General features: G+C 66.6%; 24 protein-coding genes. 4 read left to right on the forward strand and 20 right to left on the reverse strand.

From position 1 onward, the window contains the following. Positions 1-7: 7 nt before the first annotated feature. From fis to D7325_RS17050, 9 genes are all read right to left on the reverse strand, one after another. Positions 8-325 carry a DNA-binding transcriptional regulator Fis gene (gene fis, locus D7325_RS17010; RefSeq protein ID WP_120997643.1) on the reverse strand — a complete coding sequence of 106 codons (318 nt, stop codon included), beginning with the start codon at positions 323-325 and terminating at the stop codon, positions 8-10. Further along, positions 322-1,335, reverse strand: a complete 1,014-nt coding sequence (gene dusB, locus D7325_RS17015) for a tRNA dihydrouridine synthase DusB (RefSeq protein WP_120997644.1) — start codon at positions 1,333-1,335, stop codon at positions 322-324. The genes fis and dusB overlap by 4 nt, the downstream gene beginning before the upstream one ends. Before the next feature lie 147 nt (positions 1,336-1,482). Next, positions 1,483-2,634 carry a DUF3426 domain-containing protein gene (locus tag D7325_RS17020; RefSeq protein ID WP_120997645.1) on the reverse strand — a complete coding sequence of 384 codons (1,152 nt, stop codon included), beginning with the start codon at positions 2,632-2,634 and terminating at the stop codon, positions 1,483-1,485. A 64-nt stretch (positions 2,635-2,698) separates the two neighbouring features. After that, on the reverse strand, positions 2,699-3,580 hold the full coding sequence (gene prmA, locus D7325_RS17025) for a 50S ribosomal protein L11 methyltransferase (protein ID WP_120997646.1): 882 nt from the start codon (positions 3,578-3,580) through the stop codon (positions 2,699-2,701). A 105-nt stretch (positions 3,581-3,685) separates the two neighbouring features. Then, on the reverse strand, positions 3,686-5,035 hold the full coding sequence (gene accC, locus D7325_RS17030) for an acetyl-CoA carboxylase biotin carboxylase subunit (RefSeq protein WP_120997647.1): 1,350 nt from the start codon (positions 5,033-5,035) through the stop codon (positions 3,686-3,688). 17 nt (positions 5,036-5,052) lie between these two features. Next, a complete protein-coding gene (gene accB, locus D7325_RS17035) occupies positions 5,053-5,517 on the reverse strand; it encodes an acetyl-CoA carboxylase biotin carboxyl carrier protein (RefSeq protein ID WP_120997648.1) in 465 nt (154 codons plus the stop codon). 83 nt (positions 5,518-5,600) lie between these two features. Next, positions 5,601-6,044 carry a type II 3-dehydroquinate dehydratase gene (gene aroQ, locus D7325_RS17040; protein ID WP_120997649.1) on the reverse strand — a complete coding sequence of 148 codons (444 nt, stop codon included), beginning with the start codon at positions 6,042-6,044 and terminating at the stop codon, positions 5,601-5,603. A 173-nt stretch (positions 6,045-6,217) separates the two neighbouring features. Continuing rightward, positions 6,218-8,008, reverse strand: a complete 1,791-nt coding sequence (locus tag D7325_RS17045) for a protein-disulfide reductase DsbD (protein WP_120997650.1) — start codon at positions 8,006-8,008, stop codon at positions 6,218-6,220. 62 nt (positions 8,009-8,070) lie between these two features. Continuing rightward, positions 8,071-8,406: a Rieske (2Fe-2S) protein gene (locus tag D7325_RS17050; RefSeq protein ID WP_120997651.1), complete on the reverse strand. Its 336-nt coding sequence runs from the start codon at positions 8,404-8,406 to the stop codon at positions 8,071-8,073. A gap of 123 nt (positions 8,407-8,529) precedes the next feature. On the opposite strand from D7325_RS17050, the gene D7325_RS17055 reads away from it, so the two are divergent. The 4 genes from D7325_RS17055 (at position 8,530) to D7325_RS17070 (ending at position 11,827) form a co-directional block, all read left to right on the forward strand. Further along, positions 8,530-9,576: a FecCD family ABC transporter permease gene (locus D7325_RS17055; protein WP_120997652.1), complete on the forward strand. Its 1,047-nt coding sequence runs from the start codon at positions 8,530-8,532 to the stop codon at positions 9,574-9,576. Next, positions 9,570-10,337 (forward strand): heme ABC transporter ATP-binding protein, encoded by a 768-nt coding sequence (locus D7325_RS17060; protein WP_120997653.1) that lies wholly within the window; start codon positions 9,570-9,572, stop codon positions 10,335-10,337. Before D7325_RS17055 ends, D7325_RS17060 begins: the two co-directional genes overlap by 7 nt. Positions 10,338-10,352: 15 nt before the next feature. Then, a complete protein-coding gene (locus tag D7325_RS17065; protein ID WP_120997654.1) occupies positions 10,353-11,246 on the forward strand; it encodes a ChaN family lipoprotein in 894 nt (297 codons plus the stop codon). A 200-nt stretch (positions 11,247-11,446) separates the two neighbouring features. Continuing rightward, positions 11,447-11,827, forward strand: coding sequence for a BON domain-containing protein (locus D7325_RS17070; RefSeq protein ID WP_245962105.1), 381 nt, complete (start codon positions 11,447-11,449; stop codon positions 11,825-11,827). A gap of 63 nt (positions 11,828-11,890) precedes the next feature. Here D7325_RS17070 and D7325_RS17075 read toward each other — a convergent pair whose 3' ends face one another. The 11 genes from D7325_RS17075 to D7325_RS17125 all read right to left on the reverse strand — a co-directional run bounded on the left by D7325_RS17075 (position 11,891) and on the right by D7325_RS17125 (position 24,685). Then, the gene (locus tag D7325_RS17075; protein ID WP_120997655.1) at positions 11,891-12,214 is read right to left on the reverse strand and encodes a DUF2845 domain-containing protein; all 324 of its coding nucleotides are present in this window, start codon (positions 12,212-12,214) and stop codon (positions 11,891-11,893) included. Next, positions 12,211-12,507: a DUF2845 domain-containing protein gene (locus D7325_RS17080; protein WP_120997656.1), complete on the reverse strand. Its 297-nt coding sequence runs from the start codon at positions 12,505-12,507 to the stop codon at positions 12,211-12,213. The genes D7325_RS17075 and D7325_RS17080 overlap by 4 nt, the downstream gene beginning before the upstream one ends. A gap of 1 nt (position 12,508) precedes the next feature. Then, a complete protein-coding gene (locus tag D7325_RS17085; protein WP_120997657.1) occupies positions 12,509-15,412 on the reverse strand; it encodes a DUF748 domain-containing protein in 2,904 nt (967 codons plus the stop codon). A 96-nt stretch (positions 15,413-15,508) separates the two neighbouring features. After that, positions 15,509-16,390, reverse strand: coding sequence for an oxygenase MpaB family protein (locus D7325_RS17090; RefSeq protein WP_120997658.1), 882 nt, complete (start codon positions 16,388-16,390; stop codon positions 15,509-15,511). A gap of 85 nt (positions 16,391-16,475) precedes the next feature. Further along, a complete protein-coding gene (gene acs, locus D7325_RS17095) occupies positions 16,476-18,410 on the reverse strand; it encodes an acetate--CoA ligase (protein ID WP_120997659.1) in 1,935 nt (644 codons plus the stop codon). A gap of 174 nt (positions 18,411-18,584) precedes the next feature. Further along, positions 18,585-20,249 (reverse strand): glucose-6-phosphate isomerase, encoded by a 1,665-nt coding sequence (gene pgi / locus D7325_RS17100; RefSeq protein ID WP_120997660.1) that lies wholly within the window; start codon positions 20,247-20,249, stop codon positions 18,585-18,587. Positions 20,250-20,502: 253 nt separating this feature from the next. Further along, positions 20,503-20,883, reverse strand: coding sequence for an aspartate 1-decarboxylase (gene panD / locus D7325_RS17105; RefSeq protein ID WP_120997661.1), 381 nt, complete (start codon positions 20,881-20,883; stop codon positions 20,503-20,505). Positions 20,884-20,966: 83 nt separating this feature from the next. After that, positions 20,967-21,827 (reverse strand): pantoate--beta-alanine ligase, encoded by an 861-nt coding sequence (gene panC, locus D7325_RS17110; protein WP_120997662.1) that lies wholly within the window; start codon positions 21,825-21,827, stop codon positions 20,967-20,969. Beyond that, positions 21,824-22,624 carry a 3-methyl-2-oxobutanoate hydroxymethyltransferase gene (gene panB, locus D7325_RS17115; RefSeq protein WP_120997663.1) on the reverse strand — a complete coding sequence of 267 codons (801 nt, stop codon included), beginning with the start codon at positions 22,622-22,624 and terminating at the stop codon, positions 21,824-21,826. Before panB ends, panC begins: the two co-directional genes overlap by 4 nt. 181 nt (positions 22,625-22,805) lie before the next feature. Continuing rightward, positions 22,806-23,309, reverse strand: coding sequence for a 2-amino-4-hydroxy-6-hydroxymethyldihydropteridine diphosphokinase (gene folK, locus D7325_RS17120; protein ID WP_120997664.1), 504 nt, complete (start codon positions 23,307-23,309; stop codon positions 22,806-22,808). Further along, complete coding sequence (locus D7325_RS17125; RefSeq protein ID WP_120997665.1) at positions 23,306-24,685, reverse strand: polynucleotide adenylyltransferase PcnB; 1,380 nt, start codon at positions 24,683-24,685, stop codon at positions 23,306-23,308. Before D7325_RS17125 ends, folK begins: the two co-directional genes overlap by 4 nt. Positions 24,686-25,079 lie beyond the last annotated feature (394 nt).

Below are 25,079 nucleotides of genomic sequence, written 5' to 3' on the forward strand. Positions count from 1 at the left end.
CTTGGTGTCAGAGGAGGTCGTACTGCTTGAGCTTCTTGCGCAGGGTGCCCCGATTGAGGCCCAGCAGCTCGGAGGCTTTGGTCTGGTTGCCCTTGACGTGGCGCATCACCGTTTCGAGCAGCGGCGCCTCCACTTCGGAAAGCACCAGGTTGTAGACGTCGGTGACCTCGGCGCCTTCGAGGTGCGCGAAGTAGTTGCAGAGTGCCTTCTCGACGCTGCCGCGCAGGGTCTGTCCCTCTTCGCTGGGCGTGTTCAGGTGCTGCTTGAGGTTGATGTTGTCGCTCACGGACGTGATTCCATTTGCAAAAGTCTCGGTGATCGTCATGCGGCCACCCCCTCCCCATCCCTTGCATGAAGGTTCGAACGGCATTCGGCGAAGAACGCACGAACGCTCGCGTGTTGTCCGTCCTTGTCATCCAGACGGTTGAAAGTGCTACGAAACGCGGTGCCGCCGGGTGTGGCGGCGAGGTACCAGCCGACATGCTTGCGCGCGATGCGCACGCCCATGTCGTCGCCGTAGAAGTCGTGCAGCGCGTCGAGGTGCTCGAGCAGGACGGCTTCGCACTCGTCCAGCGCCGGCCCGGGCAGCGTGGCGCCGGTGGCCAGGTAATGATCGATTTCGCGGAAAATCCAGGGCCGGCCTTGCGCGGCGCGGCCGATGAGCAGGCCGTCGGCACCTGTGTAGGCGAGCACGTCGGCGGCCTTGCGGGGCGAGTCGATGTCGCCGTTGGCGAAGACCGGAATGCCGATCGCCTGCTTGATCTCGGCAATGGTGTCGTACTCGGCCTCGCCCTTGTACAGGTCGGCCCGCGTCCGACCGTGGACGGCCAACGCTTGAATGCCGGCGTCTTCCGCAATGCGTGCGACGGTGACGCCGTTGCGGTTATCTCGATCCCACCCGGTACGGATCTTCAGGGTGACCGGCACCTCGACCGCCTTCACCACGGCGTCCAGGATCGCGCCGACGAGTTGCTCATCCTTCATCAGCGCCGATCCGGCGGCCTTGTTGCAGACCTTCTTGGCCGGGCAGCCCATGTTGATGTCGATGATCTGCGCGCCGAGTTCGACGTTCCGCCGCGCCGCTTCGGCCAGCATCTGCGGATCGCCGCCGGCTATCTGCACGGAGCGGGGCTCCGGATCGCCCTCGTGCGGCAGGCGCAGGCGTGACTTGCGGCTGTTCCACAGGCGCACGTCGCTGGTCACCATTTCCGAGACGACCAGCCCGGCGCCGAGGCGGCGGCAGAGCTGGCGAAAGGGCAGGTCGGTCACCCCGGCCATGGGCGCGAGGACTAACCGGTTGGGCAGGGTATAGGGGCCGATGCGTACCGCTGACATGTAGATTCCCTTGCTGGAGCCTGCTTGTTAGGTCGATCGGGACTGCTGAAAAAGGGTGGGCATGATACCCGCTCCGCATGACCGGTTAAAGGTCGTTCTGAACAAATTATGAACAGCTGCGGCGTTAGCACACTTGGTTTGGTTGGGTCATTCGGGCGAATGGAAGCTCAGGCTGTAGTTCACCGCGTTCTCGCCCGGATCGAGGATCTCGATCGAGATGTGGATCGGTGTCTGCGGCGGCATCTCGGCCTCGCCGGCCATTTCGCCGGCGAGGTATTCGCTGGGGCGAAACCGCCGACTGGCCAGCAGCTTGCCGTTCAGGTCGGCGAAGCGCAGCTCCAGCGCCGGGAAGGGCTGGGCGAAAGGCGCGCGGTTATAGAGGATGGCGTCAACCGTCAGCGCACCCTCGAAGTCGGGGTGGCTGCGTACCATCAGGTTGCTGCTCTTGATCGCGTCGATGTCGATCTCGGGCGGCAGTTCGCAGCCGAGGCTCGGGCACAGGCGTTCGAGCCAGGGGCGGTATTCGGCCTGGCGGGCAAGCGCCTCGAAGTTGTAGGCAACGTATTGCACGACGAGTGCGAGCGTGGCCAGCAGGATGGCGAGCATCCAGCCCAGGCGGCGACCCCAGCGTCTGGGTTGCGGTTGCCAATCGAGTCGTAGAGGGTCGTCCTCCAGCTCGAACAGCGGATCGGCGCGCAGATCCGGCTCCCGGCGAGCGGTCGTTTCCTCGGGTTCGGCGCGCAACGCGCCAAGGCTGGGCTCGTCGCGGTGCGTGAAGGGCGTCGGCGGCCGCTCGCGAAGCGAGGGTTCGGTCAGCGGTGCGGGTGCGAAACCTGCATCGCCCGGCGCGGGTGAGAATTTGACCGGTTCGGCTGGATGGTCTTCATCCTGTTCGGATTGCAGCAGCCGTTCAGCCCAGCTTTCATCGATGCTGTCGGCCGGCTCGACGAGGCCGTGACGGCGCCTGAGCGCGGAGCTGCGTTTCTCCTGGTGCTCCAGTCGCGCCAGTTCGGCATCGAGATCGAGGTGGTCGAGATCGAGCTCCATGTCCGCCGACGCGAACGAGGGGGCTTCCCCGGCCAGTCGTTGCGCGACCACGGCCGGCGACGAGGATGAGCGATCCGCATCGAGTGGACCGGCCGTCGGCGCGAGGTCGGCGGCGGTCTTGAGGTGCAGGCCGGCGTCGAAGACCTTGCGGCATGACCCGCAGCGCACGATGCCATTGGCCGCGCCCAACTGAGTCGGGTTGACCCTGAACGTGGTGCGGCACTGGGGGCATTGGGTGATGAAGCTGGTCATGCGCAGGTCCGGCGAAAAATGCCCGCTAGTCTAACCGAAGCTCCGGGCGAGGGCAGCGAAGGCGTCAGCCTCGACGCACGCCGCTGATCCGTACCCAGCCTTCCTTTTCGGCGGTGGGGTCGAGGTCGAACGAATCCGCATAGGCGCGGCGCACATCCTCGGCCTGCTCGGCGAGGATGCCTGACAGCGCGATGCGGCCGCCGGGCTGGACGAGGCTCGTCAGCTGCGGGGCGAGTTCGACCAGCGGTCCGGCAAGGATATTGGCCACCAATACCGGTGCGGCAGTTGGCGGCATCGCCTCGGGCAGGTGGAGCGCCAGGCGATCGGCGGCGATATGGTTGCGCTCGGCATTGTCGCGCGACGCCTCGAGGGCCTGCGGATCGATGTCCGTTCCGGTGGCGCGTGCGGCCCCCAGGAGCAGCCCGGCGATGGCCAGAATGCCGGAGCCGCAGCCGAAGTCGATCAGGTGCAGACCATCGAGGTCCTGGCCATCCAGCCATTCGAGGCACAAGGCCGTGGTCGGATGGGTGCCCGTGCCGAAGGCGAGGCCCGGGTCCAGCAACAGGTTGACCGCTTCAGGCTCGGGCGCCGAATGCCAGCTCGGCACGATCCATAGGCGTCGTCCGAAACGCATCGGATGAAAGTTGTCCATCCAGCTGCGTTCCCAGTCCTGGTCCTCGATGCGTTCCAGCTGGTGGTCGGGCAGCTCGCCGCCGGTCAGCAATACGAGATGGGCAAGCAGGTTGTCTTCGTCGACATCCGCCTCGAACAGCGCGAGCAGGTGGGTATGCGTCCACAGCGGGGTGGTGCCGAGGTCGGGCTCGAAGATCGGTTGGTCTTCGGCGTCCATGAAGGTGACGGACACCGCGCCGACGCCAAGCAGTGCGTCTTCGTAGCGCTCGGCCTGTTCCGGCGTGATGGCGAGGCGGAGTTGCAGCCAGGGCATGAAAAAACCTCATGTAAAAACGGCTGAAGGCCGGACGAAAGGCGGCGAGCTTGCCCGCTTTTTCGTCCGGCCTCCAGCCTTCGGCGCTCTGTCGTTCGCGCGGAGTCAGTGCTTGTCCATACCCAGTTTCTTTTCCAGGTAATGGATGTTCACGCCGCCCTTGCAGAAGCCTTCGTCGCGCACCAGGTCCCGGTGCAGCGGGACGTTGGTCTTGATGCCGTCGACCACGATTTCCTCGAGGGCGTTGCGCATGCGTGCGAGCGCCTCGTCGCGGCTGTTGCCGTAGGCGATGACCTTGCCGATCAGCGAATCGTAGTTCGGCGGGACGGCGTAGCCGCTGTACAGGTGGGAATCCACCCGAATGCCGTTACCGCCTGGTGCGTGGAAGTGCTTCACCTTGCCGGGGCTGGGCATGAAGGTCTTCGGGTCCTCGGCGTTGATCCGGCATTCCAGCGCATGGCCGCGGATGACGACATCCTTCTGCGTATATGACAGCTTGTTGCCCGCCGCGATGCTGAGCATTTCCTTGACGATGTCGATGCCGGTGACCATTTCGGTGACCGGGTGCTCGACCTGAACACGGGTGTTCATCTCGATGAAGTAGAAGCGGCCGTCTTCGTAGAGGAACTCGAAGGTGCCGGCGCCCCGGTAACCGATCTCGACGCAGGCATCGACGCAGCGCTGGAGCACTTCGGCGCGGGCCTTTTCGTCGATGTAGGGGGCGGGCGCTTCTTCCAGCACCTTCTGGTGACGGCGCTGCAACGAGCAGTCGCGATCGCCCAGGTGAATGGCATTGCCCTGGCCATCGGACAGCACCTGGACTTCCACGTGGCGCGGATTGCCGAGGAACTTCTCGAGGTAAACCATCGGATTGCCGAACGCGGCACCGGCTTCGGTGCGGGTCAGCTTGGCCGACTTGATCAGGTCTTCTTCCTTGTGCACCACGCGCATGCCGCGACCACCGCCGCCGCCAGCGGCCTTGATGATCACCGGATAGCCGACTTCACGGGCAATGCGCAGCGCTTCGTCTTCGTCTTCCGGCAGCGGGCCGTCGGAACCGGGCACCACGGGCACGCCCGCCTTGATCATGGCGTCCTTGGCCGAGACCTTGTCGCCCATCAGGCGAATGGTATCGGCCCTGGGGCCGACGAAGGCGAAGCCGGATTTCTCGACCTGTTCGGCGAAATCGGCGTTTTCCGCGAGGAAGCCGTAGCCCGGGTGGATCGCCGTGGCGCCCGTGACTTCGGCCGCCGCAATGATCGACGGGATGTGCAGGTAGGAGTTCGTCGCCTGTGCCGGGCCGATGCAGACGGACTCGTCGGCCAGCGCCAGGTGCATCAGCTCGCGGTCGGCGGTCGAGTGCACCGCGACGGTCTTGATCCCGAGCTCCTTGCAGGCGCGCAGGATGCGCAGGGCGATTTCGCCGCGGTTGGCGATCAGTACTTTTTCCAACATCGCAGGCTCTCCGCGGTTCAAACGATGGTGAACAGCGGCTGGTCGAATTCGACCGGCTGACCATTCTCCACGAGGATCGATTCGACGGTGCCGCTGGTTTCGGCCTCGATGTGGTTCATCATCTTCATGGCTTCGACGATGCAGAGGATGTCGCCTTTCTTCACGGTCTGGCCGACATCGACGAAGACCTTCGCCGTCGGCGAGGACGCGCGGTAGAAGGTGCCGACCATGGGCGAGCGCACCACGGTGCCGTTCAGCTTCGCCTCGGCCGGGGCGGCGGCTTCAGTGCTGCTGGCGGGGGCGGCGGCCGGCGCGGCCGGTGCCGGTGCGGGAGCGGCCTGTGCGTAGATCGGCTGGTGCATGGCCGTCTGCTTGCTATGCCGGCTGATGCGTACCGATTCTTCGCCTTCGTGGATTTCCAGTTCGTCGATGCCCGACTCTTCCAGCAGCTCGATCAGTTTTTTGACTTTGCGAATATCCATGAAGCTTTGACTCCGATAGAGGGCGATGACTGTGTTTCGTCGTTGTTGTGACCGGCCGGCGCGTTCGGGCCGTCCAGTGCGAGTCAGGCGGTGGCCAGGTGCTCCAGGGCGGCATCCAGTGCCAGTCGGTAGCCACTGGCGCCCAGGCCACAGATCACCCCTACCGCGACGTCGGAAAAGTAGGAGTGATGCCGGAACGGCTCGCGCTTGTGCACGTTGGACAGGTGCACTTCGATGAATGGGATGCTCACGGCCAGCAACGCGTCACGTATCGCGACGCTGGTGTGGGTGAAGGCGGCCGGATTGATCAGGATGAAGTCCACCCCTTCGCTGCGTGCGGCGTGGATGCGTTCGATCAGCTCGTGCTCGGCGTTGGACTGGAAGTGCGACAGGCGATGGCCTGCCTGCTGGGCCTGGTGGTCGAGCAGCTGGTTGATGTCGGCCAGCGTGGTCGCGCCGTAGACGCCGGGCTCACGCGTGCCGAGCAGGTTCAGGTTCGGGCCGTGGAGGACGAGGACGGACGCCATGGGTGTTCCTTCTTGTAGTCACGCAAGCGTTGTAGCCATGCCAGCGAGGGTCGGCCGGGAGCCGAAAAAGAAGGCGACTATGCCGCAACCCTGGCCTGACTGTCCAGTCATGTGCCGTTCGACGTAAATCCCTGCACGATTTGCGACGATCCGAGAAGTCGGCCCGGCCCGGACTAGAGCGTGGCGCGCGCCTGCTGCAGGCGGTCGAGAAACGCCGGCGCTTCGATTTCACCAACCACACGCAGGTTTTCGCGCTCGTTGCCCTGCGTATCGAAGAAGAGGATCGCCGGTGGACCGAACAGCGCGAACCGGTCCAGCAGCGCGCGCTGTTCGGCGTTGCTTTCGGTGATGTCGAAGCGGATGAGGTGGTAATCCCCCAGGCGCTGGGCAACCTCCGGCTGGGCGAAGACTTCGCGTTCGATGACCTTGCAGCTGATGCACCAGTCGGCATACCAGTCCAGCAGGGCCGGTTTCCCGGCCTGACTGGCAGCGAGCAGCTGGGCGTCGAGCTCCGCCGGCGTATCGACGTCCTGCCATTGCGCGGGCGCTGCGCTCGTCGTCTGGCCAGCCGCGGCCAGTGGCAGCGGCCGGAGTGGGTCCGATGCGCCCTGCAAGGCGCCGATCCAGGCGACGATGCCGTAGGTCAGCAGAGCCAGGCCGACCAGTTGCGCGAGCCGGCCGGGCGCCGCCTTGGGCACGAGTTCGAGAGTGCCGATGAACACCGCGACGCCCACCGCCAGGGTGCCCCACAACGCCAGCGCCACCGGGCCGGGCAGTACGCGTTCCAGCATCCACACGGCGACGGCCAGCAGCATCACGCCGAACAGGTTGCGCACGGTCAGCATCCAGGGGCCGCTACGCGGCAGCAGTGCGCCGCCACCGGTGGCGAAAAGCACCAGCGGCGTGCCCATGCCCAGGCCGAGCGCGAGCAGTTTCAAGCCGCCGCCCAGCGCATCGCCACTGGCGCTTATATAGAGAAGAGCGCCGGCCAGCGGGGCGGACACGCAGGGCGAGACCAGCAGGCTGGATACCAGCCCCATCAGCGCGGCGCCCGCAAAGGAACCGCCTTGCGCGCGATTGGCCAGGCGATCGAGCCGGCCGCTCAGGGCGCTGGGCAGGCGCAGTTCGAACACCCCGAACATCGCCAGGGCGAAGGCGGCGAAAAACAGCGCGAAAGGCACCAGTACCCACGGCGACTGCAATCGCGCCTGGATATTCAGTTCCGCACCGAACAGCCCCATCAGCGCGCCCAGCACCGCGAAGCCGGCGGCCATCGGCAGGACGTAGGCCAGCGACAAGGCCAGGCTGCGCAAGCCGCCCGGCTGGCCGCGCAGCACGACGCCCGAAAGGATCGGCAGCATGGGCAGTACGCAGGGGGTGAAGGTCAGGCCCAGCCCGGCGAGGAAGAACAGTGCGATTTCCCGCCAGGACAGCGGCAGCGGCGTGTCGCTCGCAGGCGCCGGGGCATCGGCGGTGGCGGGTGTGCCGTCGCCGATCGACAATTGCTCGGTTTCCGGCGGATAGCACAGCCCTTGGTCGGCGCAGCCCTGGTAGGTCACGCGCAGAGTGAACGGCGCCTTCGATGGGTTATCGATCGGCAGCCTGATATCCACCACGCCGTAGTACACCACCACGTCCCCGAAATATTCGTCGGTCTTCTGCTCGCCTGGCGGCAGCTGCGGTTCGCCGACGGTGACGCCGGGCGTCGGGCTGACGAACTGGAAGCGGTGCTGATAAAGGTAGTAGCCCGGCGCGGCGACGACGCGCAGGTGCACGCTGCCCGCACTGCTTTCGCTGACGCTCAAGCGGAAGGCTTCGCGGACGGGAAGGAAGTCCTGCGAGTTGTCCAGCGTGCCGCCGAGCGTCGGGCTGGGGCGGCTGTCGAACAGGCCGGCGTGGACGGGCAGGGCGATCAGCAGGAGAAGCGCGATCCATACGGCGCGCAACAATGAGGGGTGAGGCATGGCGGGCGGTACCGAATTCGTTGCCGGGCATGATAACCAAGCTCGCCCCTCGGTGCCCGGGTTCAACTGTCGCGGCGGATGTCGAGGGTGACCCATACGGCGCCGTCGCGCTCTTCGCAGGGCACCGATTGCAGCGACTCGCCGCTGCACGGGCCGGCCACGCATTCGCCGCTCTCGATCAGGAACAGCGCGCCATGGCGGGCACAGCGGATCAGGCTGCCGCTGTCGTCGAGAAACGCATCCGGTTGCCACTCCAGCGCCACCTGCTGGTGAGGGCAACGATTCAGGTAGACATGCACCTGGCGATGCCGACGCACGGCAAACAGCAGGACCTTGCCAAGCGTGAAGCCTCGGCTGGTGCCTTCCGGCAGCGAGGCGCTGTCGCACAAACGATTCATGAACACTCCGGTCGTGTCGGTTCCCTTGGCGCATGGGTGCGGGCGCAGGCCCGGCCGATTAAGGCTGGCGACGGTGGCGGTCGGCTCTTATCCTTCATCGCACCGCCGCCAGCCGTACCGCTCATGCCCGCCTACGCTCCTTCGCGACCCTTGCTCTATTTTCTGGCCAGCCTGCTGGTGCTGGCGTTCTGGCTGTCTCTGGTCGTCGGGCCGACGGGGATGGCCCTCGCCGATGCCTGGCGGGCGATCATGCACCTGCTGGGCGCGCCGGTCGACCTCGGCGAGGCACAGGCCCGCGCGGCCTTGATCATCGGTCAGATCAGGCTGCCGCGGGCGTTGCTGGCGGTAGGCGTCGGGGCGATCCTGGCGATGACCGGGGTCGCCATGCAGGGCCTGTTCCGCAATCCGCTCGCCGACCCGGCGCTGATCGGCGTCTCCAGCGGCGCCTCGCTGGGTGCGGCGGCCGCGATCGTCCTGCTGCCGCTGTTGGGCCAGCTGCCGGCCGGGCTGGAGCCGTACTGGCTGTCCATCTGCGCCTTTCTTGGCGGGTTGGCGATCACCTCGATGGTCTATCGCCTCGGTCGTCGCGACGGACGTACCGATGTCGCCACCATGCTGCTGGCCGGGATCGCGCTGACCGCCCTGGCAGGCGCCTGCATCGGGCTGCTGACCTACCTCGCCGATGACACAGCGCTGCGCTCGCTCATGTTCTGGAACCTCGGCAGCCTGGGCGGCGCGACACTGCCGCGGGTGTGGCCGGTGCTGGCGGTGGGCCTGGCGCTGGTGCTTTGGCTGCCGCGCCGGGCGAATGCGCTCAACGTGCTGCTGCTCGGTGAGTCGGAAGCGCGCCACCTCGGCTTTCCGGTCGAAGCCATCAAGCGCGAGCTGGTGCTGTGCACGGCGCTGGGCGTCGGCGTCGCCGTGGCGGCGGTGGGCATGATCGGCTTCGTCGGCCTCATCGTTCCGCATCTGGTGCGGCTCGCGACTGGCCCGGACCACCGCACGCTGCTGCCGGCTTCGGCGCTGGCCGGTGGGGTGCTCCTGCTGCTGGCCGATCTGCTCGCCCGTGTGCCGCTGGCGCCTGCCGAGCTGCCGATCGGACTGGTGACCGCCTTGCTCGGTGCGCCGTTCTTTCTCTGGTTGCTGGCGCGCAGGGCTGACCGATGCTGACTGCGCGGGGGTTGACCATCCTGCGCGGTGGCCGCCGGGCGCTCGATGGCGTCGAGCTGGCGGTGCCGCCGGGCCAGGTGCTCGCCGTGCTCGGGCCCAACGGTGCCGGCAAGAGTACGTTGATCGACGCGCTGACCGGCGAACTGGCACCCAGCGCCGGTGAAGTCGCGCTGCACGGCCAGCCGCTGCCGCGCTGGCCGGGCGAGGCGCGGGCGCAGCGCCTGGCGGTGTTGCCGCAGCGATCGACGCTGGAGTTCGCCTTCCGCGTCGATGAGATCGTCGCGATGGGACGCCTGCCCCATGCGAGTGGGCGCTCGGCCGATGCGCAGGCGATCGAGCTGGCCTTGGCGCAGGCCGACGTCACGCACCTGCGCGCGCGCAACTACCTCTCGCTGTCCGGCGGCGAACGCCAGCGCGTCCAGCTGGCGCGGGTACTGGCCCAGCTCTGGCCTGCCTCGGCGGACCGGGTGCTGTTGCTCGACGAACCTACCGCTGCGCTCGACCCGCTGCACCAGATCGCCGTGCTCGAGGCCGTCAAGCAGCTGGCCACGGCGGGTGCGGCGGTACTGATGGTGCTGCACGACCTGAGCCTGGCGGCGCGTTTCGCCGACCGCCTGCTGCTGCTGGACAAGGGGCGGGTGGCCTGTGTCGGCGAGCCCGAGGCAGTCTTGCGCTCATCGACGCTGAGCGACGTTTTCGGCTTGGCATTGTCGGTCGAGCGGCATCCGGAGCGCGACCACCTTCTGGTATTTCCTCGATAACGATAAGGAGCGGCCATGCGTCTGGTCTGGTTGATGGCGATCCCGTTGCTCGTGGCGTGCAGCCCGCTGCCGCCGGTGCCTTCGTTGTCCGGCGATGCCGGGCAGGGCGCGGGGCGCATCGTCGAGTTGCGCAGCGGCCGGGTGCTGTCTGCCGACGAATTGGTGGATGCCCTGACCGAAGCGCCGCGGGTCCTGGTCGGCGAGCGACATGACAATCCCGATCACCATGCGCTTCAGGCCTGGCTGCTGGCCGCGGCCGATCGCCATGCAGCGGCCCCGAGCCTGCTGTTGGAAATGCTGGTGCCGAGCCAGCAGGCGCGTGCGAGCGACGTCCAGCAGGCCATCGCCGCCGGCACGCCGCCGTCCGACCTCGAGGCGGCGCTCGCGTGGGACCAGGGGTGGCCCTGGCCGCTCTACGGCGAGCTGGTCACGCTGGCCATGCGGCGCGAGCAACCGGTGCTGGCGGCCAACCTCGACCCGGACGAGATCAAGCGGATCTATCGCACTCGCCCAACGTTGCCGCAAGGCGCCGCGACGGAGACGGCGGTGCACGACGCCCTGCTGGCACAGATTCGTGAATCCCACTGCGGCCTGCTGCCGGAAAGCCAGCTGCCGGCCATGCTGGCGGTGCAGCAGCAGCGCGACCGGCGAATGGCCGAGCGATTGCTCGCCGCACCGGCGCCTGCCTGGTTGTTCGCCGGGGCTTTCCATGTGCGAAAGGACCTGGGCGTGCCGCTGCATCTCGTCGATCTCGGCGCACAGGGGCCGGTGGCTGTGCTGATGCTGGCCGAGGCAGGCGAGTCGGTCACCGCAGCCCAGGCCGACTATGTCTGGTACACCCCGCCGAGGCCGGCGGAGGATCACTGCGCGGCGCTGCGCGAATCGCATGGCTCGCGCGGCGACCGCTGAGGCCGTTTCCCTTGCAGCTTGCACGCCTGTGTCGGCGCTGACTGTGCAGTCTGCCCGCCAGCCGTGTGCAAGGCGGATCGCTAAACGGCTGTTTTTCAAAGGGAATGAAAATACGAAGCGGCTGGCACGACGCTTGCGATCGATTGTCTGAAGCTGTGGAAGCGACAAACGCCACAGTCCCTGAGCACAGGAGTTACACCATGAACAATCGTCAGAAAGCGCTCGCCGTTGCCATGTTCAGCACCGTGTTCGCGCTGCCGTTCGCCAGCGCCGTCCATGCCGATGAGGCATCGCTGATGCTGGCGGCCAACGAGGAATCGGTCGAGCAGAACCTGGAACAGGCGGCCGATGGTGCCGGCGAAGCGGTGACCGACGCCTGGATCACCACCAAGGTGAAGTCCGCGCTGCTGGTCGGCGATTCGACCCCAGGCATGGAAATCGAAGTGGAGACCAAGGACGGCGTCGTCTCGCTGTCGGGCTCGGTTGCCACCGAGGCGCAGCGCGAGGCCGCCATCGACAAGGCCAAGACCATCAAGGGCGTGCGCGAAGTCGCCGCCGATGGCCTGAAGGCGGTCGAGTAACACTGCAAGGGCCCTCTCAGCGAGGGCCCTTCGCCTGATCCTTCTCGCGAATTTCCATCCCGCTCACTGCCGGGCGCTGTCGATCTCACGCAGCCGATTGCCCATGAAGCGCAGGTAGTGATACATGCCGTTGTTCGGGCCGTAGACCCATTCCTCCACCGGCACTTCCTGCAGATAGCCGTAGTCATCGACGATCTCGCGATAGCCGATGAAGCTCTCGGCACGCGGTTCGCCGCACTTGGCGCGCACCTCGGCGGTGCTGGCATCGAGGCTGACCAGGTTGCTGCCGCAGCGATGGGTCGAAGAAGCCTGGGCGGCCCCCACCGATAGCCCGCCAATGACGATCACCAGCCCCAAGGCTGGCCCGAAGCGTTTCGTGTGGTTCATTGCGCCCTGCGTGTTTCGATCCGGATCAATCGATTGGCCTCGAACGTGAGGATGTTGAACATCCCGTTGCGCGGGCCGTAGACCCACTCCTCGATGACCGCCTCGCGCCGCTCGTTGGGGCTGAGCGCATAACCGACCAGATCCCTTATCTGCGGCTCACCGCATGCCCGCTCCACTTCGAAGGCGCGGTCGCCTGTGCTCACCAGCTGGCTACCGCAGCGAAAGGTGTCGGCCCAGGCCGATGCCGGCCAGGTAAAGCAGCTCAAGGCGAGCAGCAGATAGCGAAGGTGCATGTCAGAGGCTTCCAAGGTGCAGCAGGGAGGTGACCTGCGGCTCATCATCCACGGGCGCCAGGCTGGGCGCCAGCAGGTAGATGCGCTGTGCGTCCAGGCCCCCGCTGTCCACCAGATAGCCCTTGATGCTCGCGGCACGGGCCTGGCTGAGACGACGCAGCAGCGAAGCGTTGTCCGACCAGTGCTCGATCAACGCGGCGCGCAGCAGGCCCTGGCGTGCCGGGTTGTCGAGATCATCCCACTCGGTCGGCGGTTGCTGCTTGAGGCGGGTGCGGTACATGGCCTCCAGCAGCGCGGGCTTTTCCTCGTCGGGCACGACGATGTCCAGGGCGTCGGCGGGTACCTTCTCGCCGCGTTCCTGCTGCATCCGGTACCAGAGGTAACGGTATTCGCGGTCCAGGCGCGCCTGCGCGATGAGCACGCCATCTTCGGCCGGCGTGCTGCGGCCTTCGACCTCGAGCTTGAGCACCGGGCGTTCGGTCAGTGCCTTGGCCAGCGCGTCGAGGCGCTGCGTGGCCGGCGGTTGCAAGACGCTGCTGCCGGGTGCGAACGGTACCTCGCTGAGGTCCGGCTGATTGCCGGCCACCAGTCCGCCGAGAAACTTGAAGGGCGACTTCACCGCGCGCACCACCAGGTTGCGCAGCGTTTGCCAGACCACGGGCATCACGTCGAACTGCGGGTTGCGCAGGTCGCCCTGCACCGGCAGGCGCAGCGAAATGGTGCCGCTGCTGTCCTTGAGCAGGGCGACGGCGAGCTGGATCGGCAGATCGACCGCATCGGGGCTCTCCACCTTCTCGCCGAGCTGAAGCTGCTCGATCACGACATGGTTCTCGGCGTTCAGCAGGCCATTCTCGATGCGGTAGTGCAGGTCGAGGTTCAGGCGACCGCGTTGGATGCGATAGCCGGCGAACTTGCTGGTATAGGGGCTGAGCGTGGTGAGTTCGAGCTGGTTGAAGCGGGCGGTCAGGTCGAGGCTTTGAAGCGGATCGAACGGCGTGAGGCTGCCGTCGATGCTCACTGGTGCATAACGGTCGACGCGGCCGGCGAGGGTGACTTTCGCGGGTTGCTGGGCCTGGGTGTCGAGAGTGCCGATCTGCCCGGCCAGTTGTTCGATGCTGGTGGCAAACACCGGTCGCAGACTGAGGTCGGCGAAATCGGCCGAGCCATCCTTCAGTGTGATGCCGCCGATGTGCAAGGCGAACGGCGTGTCATCGCCGGTTGGCTCCCTGTCCGATGCGGGCGCCGAGGCCTCGCGGGCGGTCGAGCCGTCCTGGCCGTCGATGCGCAACTCGCTGAGGTTGGTGGACTGGTCGGGGTTGATGACGATGCGTGCGTAGGGCTTCTCCAGTTCGACGTGGTCGATGCTCAGCGCGTTGGGAAAGCGATAGGCGATGCCCTGCAGCCCGAGCCGTTGCCAGCGGACCAGGTCGCGCTGGCGGAAAGTGTCCAGCGTATGCAGTTGCTCGACATCGGCGCGCCCGGTGACGGTGAAGGCGAGCGGGTCGATGCCGGTCAGCTCCAGGGCCAGCGCACTGTCGAGCAGGCCGCTGCGCAGTTCCAGATGAAGAAAGGGTGACAGGTAGGACTGGGCGATCCGCAGGTCCAGGTCCTGGCTTTCGAGGGTGAAACGCCCCTCGCGTGCATCCGGCGCCAGCGTGCCCTCGATCTTCAGGCTGCCCTGTTTGCCGACGGTGGTGGCGAGCGCCAGCTCGAACGGTGCCTGCCCGCCGGTGTCCAGCTTGGAAACGCTGAGATCGAGCGGCCCGACGGCCAGCTCGACGTCCTGCTCCGGCACCCGGTCGGCGAGCGTCAGGCGCGCGTCGGCCAGGGTTCCTTCGTTCACGACTATTCGCCAGGGCGCCTGGGGCGCTGCTCCAGTTTCGGTGGGGGCGTCCGTGCCAGGCGCCGGGTCGGTGGCCATCAGTCGCTGCCAGTTGAGCATTCCATCTTCGCCCCGCTCGACGTGGCCGACGAGGCCTTCGATGCCGAGCGTGCCAAGGGTGATGCGACGGCCCTCCAGGTCGACGGTGGCGCCGGCGAGGTGCAGCCGGTCCAGCCGCAGCAGCGGCGCGCCCTGCGCATCGGCGACCACCAGCGGTGCGACCTTCAATTCGGTATTCGAGAGCGCGAGCGAGGTGCTGTCATCCACGCTCAGGCGGTAATCGGTCTTCAGCGCGAGCGTGCCTTCCTGGAAGCGAATGGCCGCGGCCTGGCGTACATAGGGCGCCAGTGGGCCGAGGGCCAGGCCGGCGATGCTCAGCGTGCCGTGCGAGCTGAACGGCGCCAGGCCCAGCTGGCCGGTCCATTCGAGCGTGCCGCCCCCCGGCGCCTTGGCCAGCAGGCTGACATCGGCCTGGTTGTCCGGCTGCGTGCCGAGGTGGGCGAGTTCGAGATCCAGATCCTCGTAGGTCAGCTCGATGGGCTCGTCGTGGCTCAGGTCCTGGAAGTGCAGGTAGGCATCGCGTATCGCGAGGCGCTCGATATACAGGGGAAACAGCCCGCTGCTCGGCGCCTGTTCGGTGGGCTCGGGTTCGGGCGTCTCGAACAGCTGTTGCAGGTTGAAGGCGCCGTCCTGGCCGATCAGGGCCTCGCCGCGCAGCCCTTCGGCGTCCATGTCCGCCAGGTACAGGCGCCGTTCCCAGAGGCTGCGCCACTCGAAATCGAGATAGAGACGGTCGAAGCCCAGTTGCTCGGGCTCGCCGATGGACAGGCCCGACAAGGTCGTCTCGAGGGTGAACGGGTTGAAGCGGATGCCTTCGAGCGTGGCCGGTGCGCTGACGTAGCGTTCGAGCTGCTCGTTGGCCAGGTGCAGCGCAATGGCGGGCAGCATGAGGAAGCCGAGCAGCGCGTACAGCGCCACGGCGATGAGGGTGGCGATGAGGGCGCGTTTCAATCCTTTGGGCATGGCTGGCCGTTGCTCGTCACGGGATGGGACTGGCTTGGAGTATGGCATGCAGTGCGGGTTCAGAAGGGCGGTACGGCTCGCACTCCGGTCGCCCGATCAGGGATGCAGGGGCGGCAGACCCAGGCGTCGACGCGAGCGATGGATCGAGGCGTCGCGAACCGCCCAGCGCAGGACGGGCGCGATACGCCTGACGCCGATGCGAATACCGTTGCGTTGCAGCGGGCCGAGTTCGAGGTGCAACTGATGAGCCGCCCACTCCGGTAGCAGATCGGTGCCCGCCTGCATCATCAGGCGCCCGAAGGGGGCGGCGAGCCGGCTGGGTGCAGGCGCCGCGAAAAGCGCCTCGACGACGTCGCGCGAGCGCTCGTCGTAGACGAGTTGCGGGCGCATGGCGAGCAGATAGGTCTCCACCGCTTGGCGCGAGCGCGGTACGTCGCGGGCGCCGAGTCGCTCGGCCACCAGGGCGATTTCGTCGAAATAGCGGTCCTGCTCGCCGGTCGGCAGGTGCGGGTTGAGATAGCGCAGGTGCGCCTGGAGGAAGCTGTACACCTCGGCGACGTGGACCCAGGTCAGCAGCTCGGGATCGTCCGCGGCATAGGGGCGGCCGCCGGGCGCATGGCCGCGGACCTGCGTGTGAATGGCGCGCACGCGGGCGATGAGCCGCTCGGCATCGGCGTGGCTACCGAAGGTGGTCGCCGAAATGAACTGCCCCGTGCGCCGCAAGCGCCCGAGCATGTCCTGGCGAAAGTTGGAGTGATCCCAGATGCCGGCCAGCGCCAGCGGATGCAATGCCTGAAGCAGCAGCGCCGAGATGCCGCCGATCAGCATACAGGTGAAGTCGCCGTGGATGCGCCAGGCAGCCGAGTCGGGGCCGAACAGGCCCGGGTCGCCGGGTGGCTGCTCGAAGTCCACGCCGCCCAGCGCCAGGCCGGTAAGGCTAAGGACCTGTCGTTCGATGTGGCGGCGTAGGATTTCCATGCGAGCGCTCGGAGCCTGGACCCGGCCGAGGATACCGCCTCTGGCTGGCGCCGGCATGGCGGCGGTTCGCCATGCCGGGTGTCGATCAGCCGAGCCGGTTGGCGATCAGTTCGTCGACCACGGACGGATCGGCCAGGGTGGTGGTGTCCCCCAGCGAATCCAGCTCATTGCAAGCGATCTTGCGCAGGATGCGCCGCATGATCTTGCCCGAACGCGTCTTGGGCAGCGCGGGCGCCCATTGCAGCCGATCGGGCTTGGCGAAGCTGCCGATCTCGCGGCCGACCATCGCCAGCAGCTCGTCCCGCAGCCCGTCGCTGGGTTCGCAGCCCTTCATCAGCGTGACGAAGGCATAGATGCACTGGCCTTTGACGTCGTGCGGGCAGCCGGCCACCGCCGCCTCCGCGACCGCGTCGTGCTGGACCATCGCGCTTTCCACTTCGGCGGTACCGATCCGGTGGCCGGACACGTTGATGACGTCGTCGACCCGGCCGGTGATCCAGTAGTAGCCGTCTTCGTCGCGCCGGGCGCCGTCTCCGGTGAAGTAGTAGCCGGGGAAGGGCTTGAAGTAGGTCTCGACATGGCGCGGGTGGTCGCCGTGGATGGTGCGCGTCTGGCTCGGCCAACTGGCCTTGATCGCCAGCATGCCGCTGCCGGGCCCTTCGATCAGTCTTCCTTTTTCATCCAGCAGCACGGGCTGGACACCGAAGAACGGGCGTGTCGCCGAGCCGGGTTTGAGGTCGGTGGCGCCGGGTAGCGGGGTGATCATGATGGCCCCGGTTTCGGTCTGCCACCAGGTATCGGCGATCGGGCAACGGCCCTCGCCGACCACCTGGTAGAACCATTCCCAGGCCTCCGGGTTGATCGGCTCGCCGGCGGTGGCGAGCAGGCGCAGGCTTTGCCGGGAGGTGCGCCGCACGGGCTCGTCGCCCTCGCGCATCAGGGCGCGAATGGCGGTGGGTGCGGTGTAGAAGGTGTTGACCTGGTAGCGGTCGACGATCTGCCAGAAGCGCGACGCGTCGGGGTAGTTGGGCACGCCTTCGAACATCAGCGTGGTCGCGCCGTTGGCCAAGGGGCCGTAGACGACGTAGCTGTGCCCGGTGATCCAGCCGACGTCGGCGGTGCACCAGTGGATGTCGCCGTCGTGGTAGTCGAAGACGTACTTGTGGGTCATGGCGGCCTGCAACAGGTAACCGCCAGTGGTGTGCAGCACGCCCTTGGGTTTGCCGGTCGAGCCGGAGGTGTAGAGGATGAAGAGCGGATCTTCCGCCCCCATCGGCTCGGCCGGGCATTGGACGGACGCGTCCGCCAGAGCCTCGTGATACCAGCAGTCGCGCGCGGGTTGCCAACCGACCTCGGCGCCGGTTCGCCTGACCACCAGAACGGTGCTGACCTGAGGGCAGCGGGCGAGGGCTTCGTCGACGTTGCGCTTGAGCGGGATGCGCTTGCCGCCTCGCAGGCCTTCGTCGGCGGTGATCACGGTCGCGCAGTCGGCATCGTTGATGCGATCGCGTAGTGCGTCCGGCGAGAAGCCGCCGAATACCACGGTGTGCACCGCGCCGATCCGGGTGCAGGCGAGCATGGCGAAGGCGGTCTCCGGGATCATCGGCATGTAGATGCAGACGCGATCGCCCTTGCGTACGCCCCGCGCACGCAGCGCATTGGCCAGCCGGCAGACCTGCTCGTGCAGTTCTCGGTAGGTGTAGCGAGCGGTATCGGCGGCGTCGTCGCCTTCCCAGATGAGCGCAACCTGGTCGCCGCGGCTGGCGAGGTGACGGTCGATGCAGTTGAGGCTGACATTGAGCGTGCCGCCGTCGAACCAGCGCGTGACGCCCTGGCGCATGTCGCTCTGGCAGACCTGCGTCCAGGGCGAGAGCCAATCGAGGAAGGCGCTGGCTTGCTCGGCCCAGAAAAGCTCCGGCTGCTCGACCGATTGCCGGTACAGGCGCAGGTAGTCGTCGTTGTTCAGGTGCGCGCGCTGCCGGACCTCGGCAGGCACGGGGTGGGTGCTGATCGAATACATGGCGGTTCCCTTGTTCTTGTTTGTCCGCTTGCACGGGAAGGGTGCGCCATGCAGGACGGTCGATCAAGCCAGAGGGATTGGGCCTTTGGTCGAAGGTCGGGGGCGAAGCCTTGGGGTCAAAACGAAAAAGGCCGGCGCGACGCAGGGCGTCGGCCGGCCTCGTCAGCGTTGCGATCAGCCGCGGTGACGGCCGCGGAAGTAGTCGATCAGGCCCTGGGTGGACGAGTCTTCGGCAGGCGGTGCGTCGTAGCCGGTGAGACGGCCGTAGACCGCCTTGCCCAGCTCCTTGCCCAGTTCCACGCCCCATTGGTCGAACGAGTTGATGCCCCAGATGACGCCCTGCACGAAGACCTTGTGCTCGTACAGCGCGATCAGCGCGCCCAGGCGCCCGGGGCTGATGCTTTCCATCACCAGGGTGTTGCTCGGCCGGTTGCCGGGAATGACCTTGTGCGGCGCGAGTCGTTGAACCTCGGCTTCCGGCAGGCCCTTGGCACGCAGCTCGGTCTCGGCCTCTTCGCGCGTCTTGCCCTGCATCAGCGCCTGGCTCTGCGACAGGCAGTTGGCATACAGCCACTCGTGGTGGTCGGCGACCGGGTTGTGGCTGACCACCGGGACGATGAAGTCCGCCGGAATCAGCGGCGTGCCTTGGTGCAGCAGCTGGTGGTAGGCGTGTTGGCCGTTGGCGCCAACGCCGCCCCAGATCACCGGGCCGGTCCCGCAGGAGACCGGCGTGCCGTCCTGGCGCACGCTCTTGCCGTTCGACTCCATGTCCATCTGTTGCAGGTGTTTGACGAAATTGCGCAGGTAGTGGTCGTACGGCAGGAAGGCGTAGGACTGCGCGCCGAGGAAGTTGTGGTACCACACGCCCAACAACGCCAGCAGCACCGGCATGTTCCGCTCGAACGGCTCGGTCAGGAAATGCGTGTCCATGCTGTAGGCGCCGGAAAGCAGGTCCTTGAAGTTGTGCATGCCGATGGCCAGCGCGATCGGCAGGCCGATGGCCGACCACAGCGAATAGCGCCCGCCGACCCAGTCCCACATCGGGAAGATGTTCTTCTCGCGAATGCCGAAGTCGATCGCCGCCTGCTTGTTGCTGGTGACCGCGATGAAGTGGCGGTAGAGCTTTTCCTCGGTGCCGCCGCGGGCCAGGTACCAGGTGCGGGCGGCCTGCGCGTTCTTGAGCGTTTCCAGCGTGCCGAAGGTCTTGCTGGAAATGATGAACAGGGTGGTCTCGACGTTGAGCTTGGCCGTCACTTCGCGGAATTCGCTGCCGTCGATGTTGGCCAGGTAGTGGCAGCGCACGCCGTGCTGGGTGAACGGCAGCAGCGCTTCGGACACCAGCTGCGGCCCCAGGAAGGAGCCGCCGATGCCGATGTTCACCACGTCGGTGATGGCTTTGTCGTTGTAGCCACGCCAGAGATTGTTGTGGATGCGCCCGACGATGTCGGTCATCTGCGCCAGCGCGGCGTGAACGTCGCGCATGACGTTCTGGCCGTCGACCATCACGGTGTCGCCCATCGGCCGGCGCAGCGCGGTATGCAGGACCGGGCGACCTTCCGAGGCGTTGATCGGTTCGCCGTTGAACATGGCATGGGCCGCTTGCTCGACGCCGGCTTCACGGGCCAGGTTGACGAGCAGTTGCAGCGTCTCGCCGGTGATCAGGTTCTTCGAGTAGTCGAGAAACAGCCCGCAGCAGGAGACGGACAGTTCATCGAAGCGCTTGGGGTCGGCGGCGAAGGCCTGGCGCATGCTGAAGTTCTGCATGGCCAGGCGGTGTTCCTCCAGGGCCTTCCAGGACGGCAGTTCGGTGACGTCGAGTGGGTGCTGGTAGTACATCATGAGATGCGGCTTCCTTTGCGTAGTAATGCTGGCACGCCCGGCGCCCATTGCTGATAGCGCGTGACGCGGTCCGTTCGGCTTTTCTTCTGGCGTAGACGATGGCCGCTCCGGTCCATCGCAGAGTGCTCAGACCCTTGAAAAGCCTGCTGTGTTCCGGTCCGACGGTCGCGGCGGACGGAAACGAAAAGGCCCGGCGTCGTGCGACGGCCGGGCCTCGGTCATGCGGTGTTCCGTGGTGCGACGGACAAGGCGGTCAAGCCACCTGCACCGGAATGGCATTGCTGGTGTGGCTCAGCTCGCCATCGGCGCCCATGTAGAGGATGCGCGGCTTGAAGTTCGCCAGCTCCGCTTCGCTGTAGTGCGCATAGGCACAGATGATCAGCCGGTGGCCGACGCCAGCCTTGTGCGCGGCCGCGCCGTTCACCGAAATGATCTTGGAGCCTTCCTCGCCGCGGATGGCGTAGGTGGTGAACCGCTCGCCGTTGTCCACGTTGTAGATCTGGATCTGCTCGTACTCCCGGATGCCGGACAGGTCGAGCCAGTTGCCGTCGATGGCGCAGGAGCCTTCGTAGTCCAGGACCGAATGGGTCACCTGGGCGCGGTGCAGTTTGGCCTTGAGCATGATGGCGTGCATGGCGAATCCTCAGCGGGGTGCGACAGGGCGGCGCAGAGTGTGCCCGAAGCCCTGAGGGCGATCAAGGCGACGGGATCGGTGGATCAGGCGTGGCTCGGTGGCCGGACGATCAGGTTGTCGATCAGCCGGGTCGTGCCGAGAAACGCGGCGGCCACGAGCACCAGCTCCGTCGAGTCGGCGCGTGCCGGGCCCAGGGTCAGGGCGTCGCGGATTTCCAGGTAGTCGGGCCGCAAACCGGCTTCGCGCAGCTCGGCGAGCGCCTGCTCGATCAGCTCGGCATGATCGGTCCGTCCCGCCTCGATGGCCTCGCCCAGCGCCTTGAGCGCGCGGTGCAAGTGCGGCGCACGGGCGCGCTGGTCCGCGTCGAGGTAACCGTTGCGCGAGGACAGGGCCAGGCCGTCCTCCGCACGGACGGTCGGCTCGCCGATGATCTCGATCGGCAGGTTCAGGTCGCGCACGAGGGTGCGGATGACGGCGAGCTGCTGGAAGTCCTTCTGGCCGAACACGGCAACATCGGGCTGCACCATGTTGAAGAGCTTGGTGACCACGGTGGCGACGCCATCGAAATGACCGGGCCGACTGCCGCCGCATAGGCCTTCCGAGACGCCGGGCACGCTGACGCGGGTCTGCATGGCCTGGCCGTTCGGGTACATCTCATCGACATTGGGCGCGAACAGCAGGTCGCAGCCCGCTGCGGCCAGTTTGTCCTGGTCGGCGGCGAGCGTTCGTGGGTAGCTGGCAAGGTCTTCGTTGGGGCCGAACTGCAGCGGGTTGACGAAGATGCTGGCGACGATGAAGTCGGCGCGGGTTTTGGCGCGCGTGACCAGTGCGACGTGACCGCTGTGCAGGTTGCCCATCGTCGGCACGAAGCCGACCCGGGCGCCACCGGCGCGTGCCTCGCTGACGGCGCGTCGCAGCGCCTCGACGGTATGGACGGTGATCATGCTGAGAACTCGTGTTCGGGCGCGGGGAACTGCACCGCCTTGACAGCGCTCACGTAGGCGGAGAAGGCCGCGGGAATGCTCGGGCTGTCGACCATGAAGTTGCGCACGAACTTGGCGACGCGACCGCTCAGGGACAGACCGAGCATGTCATGCATGACCAGGACCTGTCCGTCGGTACCCGGGCCGGCGCCGATTCCGATCACCGGAACGCTGACCGCCTGCGTGATGCGCGTCGCCAGGTCGCTCGGTACGCATTCCAGCAGCAGCATCGCGGCACCGGCGGCCTCGAGCGCCTGAGCGTCTTCGAGCATTCGGGCCGCCTGCGCCTCTTCCCGGCCCTGCACCTTGTAGCCGCCGAGCAGGTTGACCGCCTGCGGCGTCAGGCCCATGTGGGCGCAGACCGGGATGCCTCGCTCGGCCAGCAGCCGGATCGATTCGGCGAGCCAGCCGGCACCTTCGAGCTTGATCATGTGCGCGCCCGCCTGCATGAGCGTGGCGGAATTGTTGAGCGTCTGCTCGACCGTGGCGTTGGCCATGAATGGCAGGTCGGCGACGATCATCGCGCCCCGGTTGCCCCGCTTGACGTTCGCGGTGTGATACGCCATGTCCGCCACCGTAACCGGCAGGGTGCTGTCATGGCCTTGCAGGACCATGCCGAGCGAATCGCCGATCAGCAGCAGCTCGACGCCCGCTTCGCACAGGGTCTTGGCGAAGGTGGCGTCATAGCAGGTCAGCATGGTGATTTTTTCGCCCTTGCGCTTGAGCGCTTGCAGGGTCGTCAGGGTGACATCTGGCATGGTGCCGTCCTCTCGAGGCCTGTCAGGCATGCGCATGCGCGAAGCCTGTATAGGGGTCGGTCGATCGCGCTCGGTCTGCGCGAGGTGATGCGCCCAGTGGATGCGTCCCGACGTCGGGCGCTTATAGTCCCGATGCGTCGCGGGTTAGTCAATCGCGACTGTTACCGCTGTGTTACGAGCGTTACCGCTGCGGTGACAGGGCCTCGAGGCGCTCCAGTCCTTCGAAGGGACATTGCGCGAGAAGATCGGAAAGGAATCGTCCGTCCGCCAGCCGCAGGCCGACCGGTGCCACGTCGGCCAAGGGGTACAGAACGAAGGCGCGAGCCTGCAGGTGATAGTGCGGAACCCGCAGGCGCGGCTCGTCGATCAGTCGATCGCCATACAGAATGATGTCGAGGTCGAGCGTGCGCGCGCCCCAGCGTCGTTCGCGGACCCGACCCTGGGCATGCTCGATCGCCTGGAGGGCGTCGAGCAGGTCGATCGGCGGCAGATCGGTGTCCAGCGCCGCCACGGCGTTGACATACCGGGGCTGGTCGGCCGGGCCGAGCGGATCGCTCGCATAGAAGGAAGAAACATCGGCCAAGCGCGTGTCCGGCAGGGTCGCCAGCGACCGCAGGGCCTGGTCCAGCTGATCGGCGGGCGATGCGAGGTTGCTGCCCAGCCCGATGTAGGCGCGTTCGGTCACTCGGCCGACGCCCCGGTGCCGGACGGGCGCTTGCGCCGCCCGCCGCGCCGCCGCTTGCGGCTGCTCTCGTCGTCCTTTCCGCTCAGGCTGCGGATCAAGGCACGGCGACCCTGCTCATCGGCTTCCTGGTAGTCGGTCCACCAGTCGCCGAGGCCATCGGTTTCTTCCCCGGCGCTCTCGCGCAGAAGAAGGAAGTCATAGCCGGCGCGAAAGCGAGGGCTCTCCAGCAGTTGATCGGCACGACGACCGTGGCGACGAGGCAGGCGTTCCTGCATGTCCCAGATCTCGCGCATCGGAATGGAGAAGCGCTTGGGGATCGCCGTTCGCTGGCATTGCTCCCAAACAATGTCGTGCGCCGCTTCATGCATGGCTGGTATCGGCGGCATGCCACGGTCCTGCAGGAGCTTCACGCGCGCCGGCAGGGCCGGCCACAGCAGGGCGGCAAAAAGAAACGCAGGTGTTACCGGCTTGCCCTGGTGGATGCGTTCATCGGTGTTGATCAACGCCTGGCGGATCAGGTCGCCGGCGTAATCCGGGTCCTCGGCCAGAGCGGCTGCGCTGGCTGGGAACAAGGGGGCAAACAGGTCGTACTCGAGCAGCAGTTCGAAGGTGCGCTCGGCACGTCCGCCAAGGAACAGCTTGATCACCTCGTCGAACAGCCGTGCCGAGGGAATGTCGCGCAACAGCGGGGCAAGTCGGCGAATAGGCTCGGCGCTGTATCGCTCGATCTCGAAGTCCAGTTTGGCGGCGAAGCGCACGGCGCGGAGCATGCGTACCGGATCTTCCTGGTAACGCAGCTCGGGGTCGCCGATCAGCCGGATGAGCCGGTTGCGGATGTCATGGACACCGTGCGTGTGATCGAGGATGCGTTCGCTGGAGGGGTCGTAGTAGAGCGCATTGATGGTGAAGTCGCGGCGCTGCGCATCGTCCTCGAGACTGCCGTAGACGTTGTCTCTCAGGATGCGTCCGCTTTCGTTGCGCGCGCCGTGCTGGGCATCGTCCTCTTCCTCCAGGTGCTGCGCGCGGAAGGTGGCGACCTCGATGATTTCCCGGCCGAAGTGAACGTGCACCAGCTTGAATCGACGGCCGATGACGCGTGCGTTACGAAACTCCGCGCGGACCTGTTCCGGCGTGGCGCTGGTAGCGACGTCGAAATCCTTGGGAGTCATTTCCAGCAGCAGGTCACGCACGCAGCCGCCCACGACGTAGGCCTCGTAGCCCGCCTGCTGCAGGCGCTCGACGACGTTGACGGCGTTGCGGCTGAGCTTGGCACGCGGCAGGGCATGTTGGCGGCTGGTGAGTATTTCGGGCGTGCGGCGCTGCGGCGAAAAACGACGCAGGGGAGAGCGGAAGGACTGGAACAGCTTTTTCAGCATGGGGGGCACTTGGTGACGAATGGAGGCCGGCAGACGGGCCTTCGGGCCGGCGCGGACAGCGCAGAGTCTAGCATCGGGGCGAACCGATGTTGAATGAAGCGGGGAAGGGTGTCAAAACAGGAGGGCCGTAAAGCACTGGGGGAGCCGAAGCTCCCCCCAAGGTATGTGCGTGCTTTGTTTTTATTGTTGGTTCGGGCCTGTTGTTTTTGTTTTCGCCCGTCCCTAGGCCTTGGCCGTCGGGAGGTGCTCCTACGTTGGGAGCCAGTAGCAAACGGATTGCTTTGGTCGCTGATGTTGCCAGTGATCGTCGATCCAACCAGTGCAGGCGCTGCGTTGAGCAGTTTTGTTGTTCTCGGCCTGGTCGTGGGGTTAAACCCCGGTGGCAACTCCTCTC

Origin of the sequence: Stutzerimonas urumqiensis (genome assembly GCF_003640395.1) — a bacterium.
In the GTDB taxonomy this organism is placed as follows: domain Bacteria; phylum Pseudomonadota; class Gammaproteobacteria; order Pseudomonadales; family Pseudomonadaceae; genus Stutzerimonas; species Stutzerimonas urumqiensis.

Coding starts and splice junctions, on each gene's coding strand:
- fis (WP_120997643.1), bottom strand. CDS start 325: ATGACGATCACCGAGACTTTTGCAAATGGAATCACGTCCGTGAGCGAC.
- dusB (WP_120997644.1), bottom strand. CDS start 1,335: ATGTCAGCGGTACGCATCGGCCCCTATACCCTGCCCAACCGGTTAGTC.
- D7325_RS17020 (WP_120997645.1), bottom strand. CDS start 2,634: ATGACCAGCTTCATCACCCAATGCCCCCAGTGCCGCACCACGTTCAGG.
- prmA (WP_120997646.1), bottom strand. CDS start 3,580: ATGCCCTGGCTGCAACTCCGCCTCGCCATCACGCCGGAACAGGCCGAG.
- accC (WP_120997647.1), bottom strand. CDS start 5,035: ATGTTGGAAAAAGTACTGATCGCCAACCGCGGCGAAATCGCCCTGCGC.
- accB (WP_120997648.1), bottom strand. CDS start 5,517: ATGGATATTCGCAAAGTCAAAAAACTGATCGAGCTGCTGGAAGAGTCG.
- aroQ (WP_120997649.1), bottom strand. CDS start 6,044: ATGGCGTCCGTCCTCGTCCTCCACGGCCCGAACCTGAACCTGCTCGGC.
- D7325_RS17045 (WP_120997650.1), bottom strand. CDS start 8,008: ATGCCTCACCCCTCATTGTTGCGCGCCGTATGGATCGCGCTTCTCCTG.
- D7325_RS17050 (WP_120997651.1), bottom strand. CDS start 8,406: ATGAATCGTTTGTGCGACAGCGCCTCGCTGCCGGAAGGCACCAGCCGA.
- D7325_RS17055 (WP_120997652.1), top strand. CDS start 8,530: ATGCCCGCCTACGCTCCTTCGCGACCCTTGCTCTATTTTCTGGCCAGC.
- D7325_RS17060 (WP_120997653.1), top strand. CDS start 9,570: ATGCTGACTGCGCGGGGGTTGACCATCCTGCGCGGTGGCCGCCGGGCG.
- D7325_RS17065 (WP_120997654.1), top strand. CDS start 10,353: ATGCGTCTGGTCTGGTTGATGGCGATCCCGTTGCTCGTGGCGTGCAGC.
- D7325_RS17070 (WP_245962105.1), top strand. CDS start 11,447: ATGAACAATCGTCAGAAAGCGCTCGCCGTTGCCATGTTCAGCACCGTG.
- D7325_RS17075 (WP_120997655.1), bottom strand. CDS start 12,214: ATGAACCACACGAAACGCTTCGGGCCAGCCTTGGGGCTGGTGATCGTC.
- D7325_RS17080 (WP_120997656.1), bottom strand. CDS start 12,507: ATGCACCTTCGCTATCTGCTGCTCGCCTTGAGCTGCTTTACCTGGCCG.
- D7325_RS17085 (WP_120997657.1), bottom strand. CDS start 15,412: ATGCCCAAAGGATTGAAACGCGCCCTCATCGCCACCCTCATCGCCGTG.
- D7325_RS17090 (WP_120997658.1), bottom strand. CDS start 16,390: ATGGAAATCCTACGCCGCCACATCGAACGACAGGTCCTTAGCCTTACC.
- acs (WP_120997659.1), bottom strand. CDS start 18,410: ATGTATTCGATCAGCACCCACCCCGTGCCTGCCGAGGTCCGGCAGCGC.
- pgi (WP_120997660.1), bottom strand. CDS start 20,249: ATGATGTACTACCAGCACCCACTCGACGTCACCGAACTGCCGTCCTGG.
- panD (WP_120997661.1), bottom strand. CDS start 20,883: ATGCACGCCATCATGCTCAAGGCCAAACTGCACCGCGCCCAGGTGACC.
- panC (WP_120997662.1), bottom strand. CDS start 21,827: ATGATCACCGTCCATACCGTCGAGGCGCTGCGACGCGCCGTCAGCGAG.
- panB (WP_120997663.1), bottom strand. CDS start 22,624: ATGCCAGATGTCACCCTGACGACCCTGCAAGCGCTCAAGCGCAAGGGC.
- D7325_RS17125 (WP_120997665.1), bottom strand. CDS start 24,685: ATGCTGAAAAAGCTGTTCCAGTCCTTCCGCTCTCCCCTGCGTCGTTTT.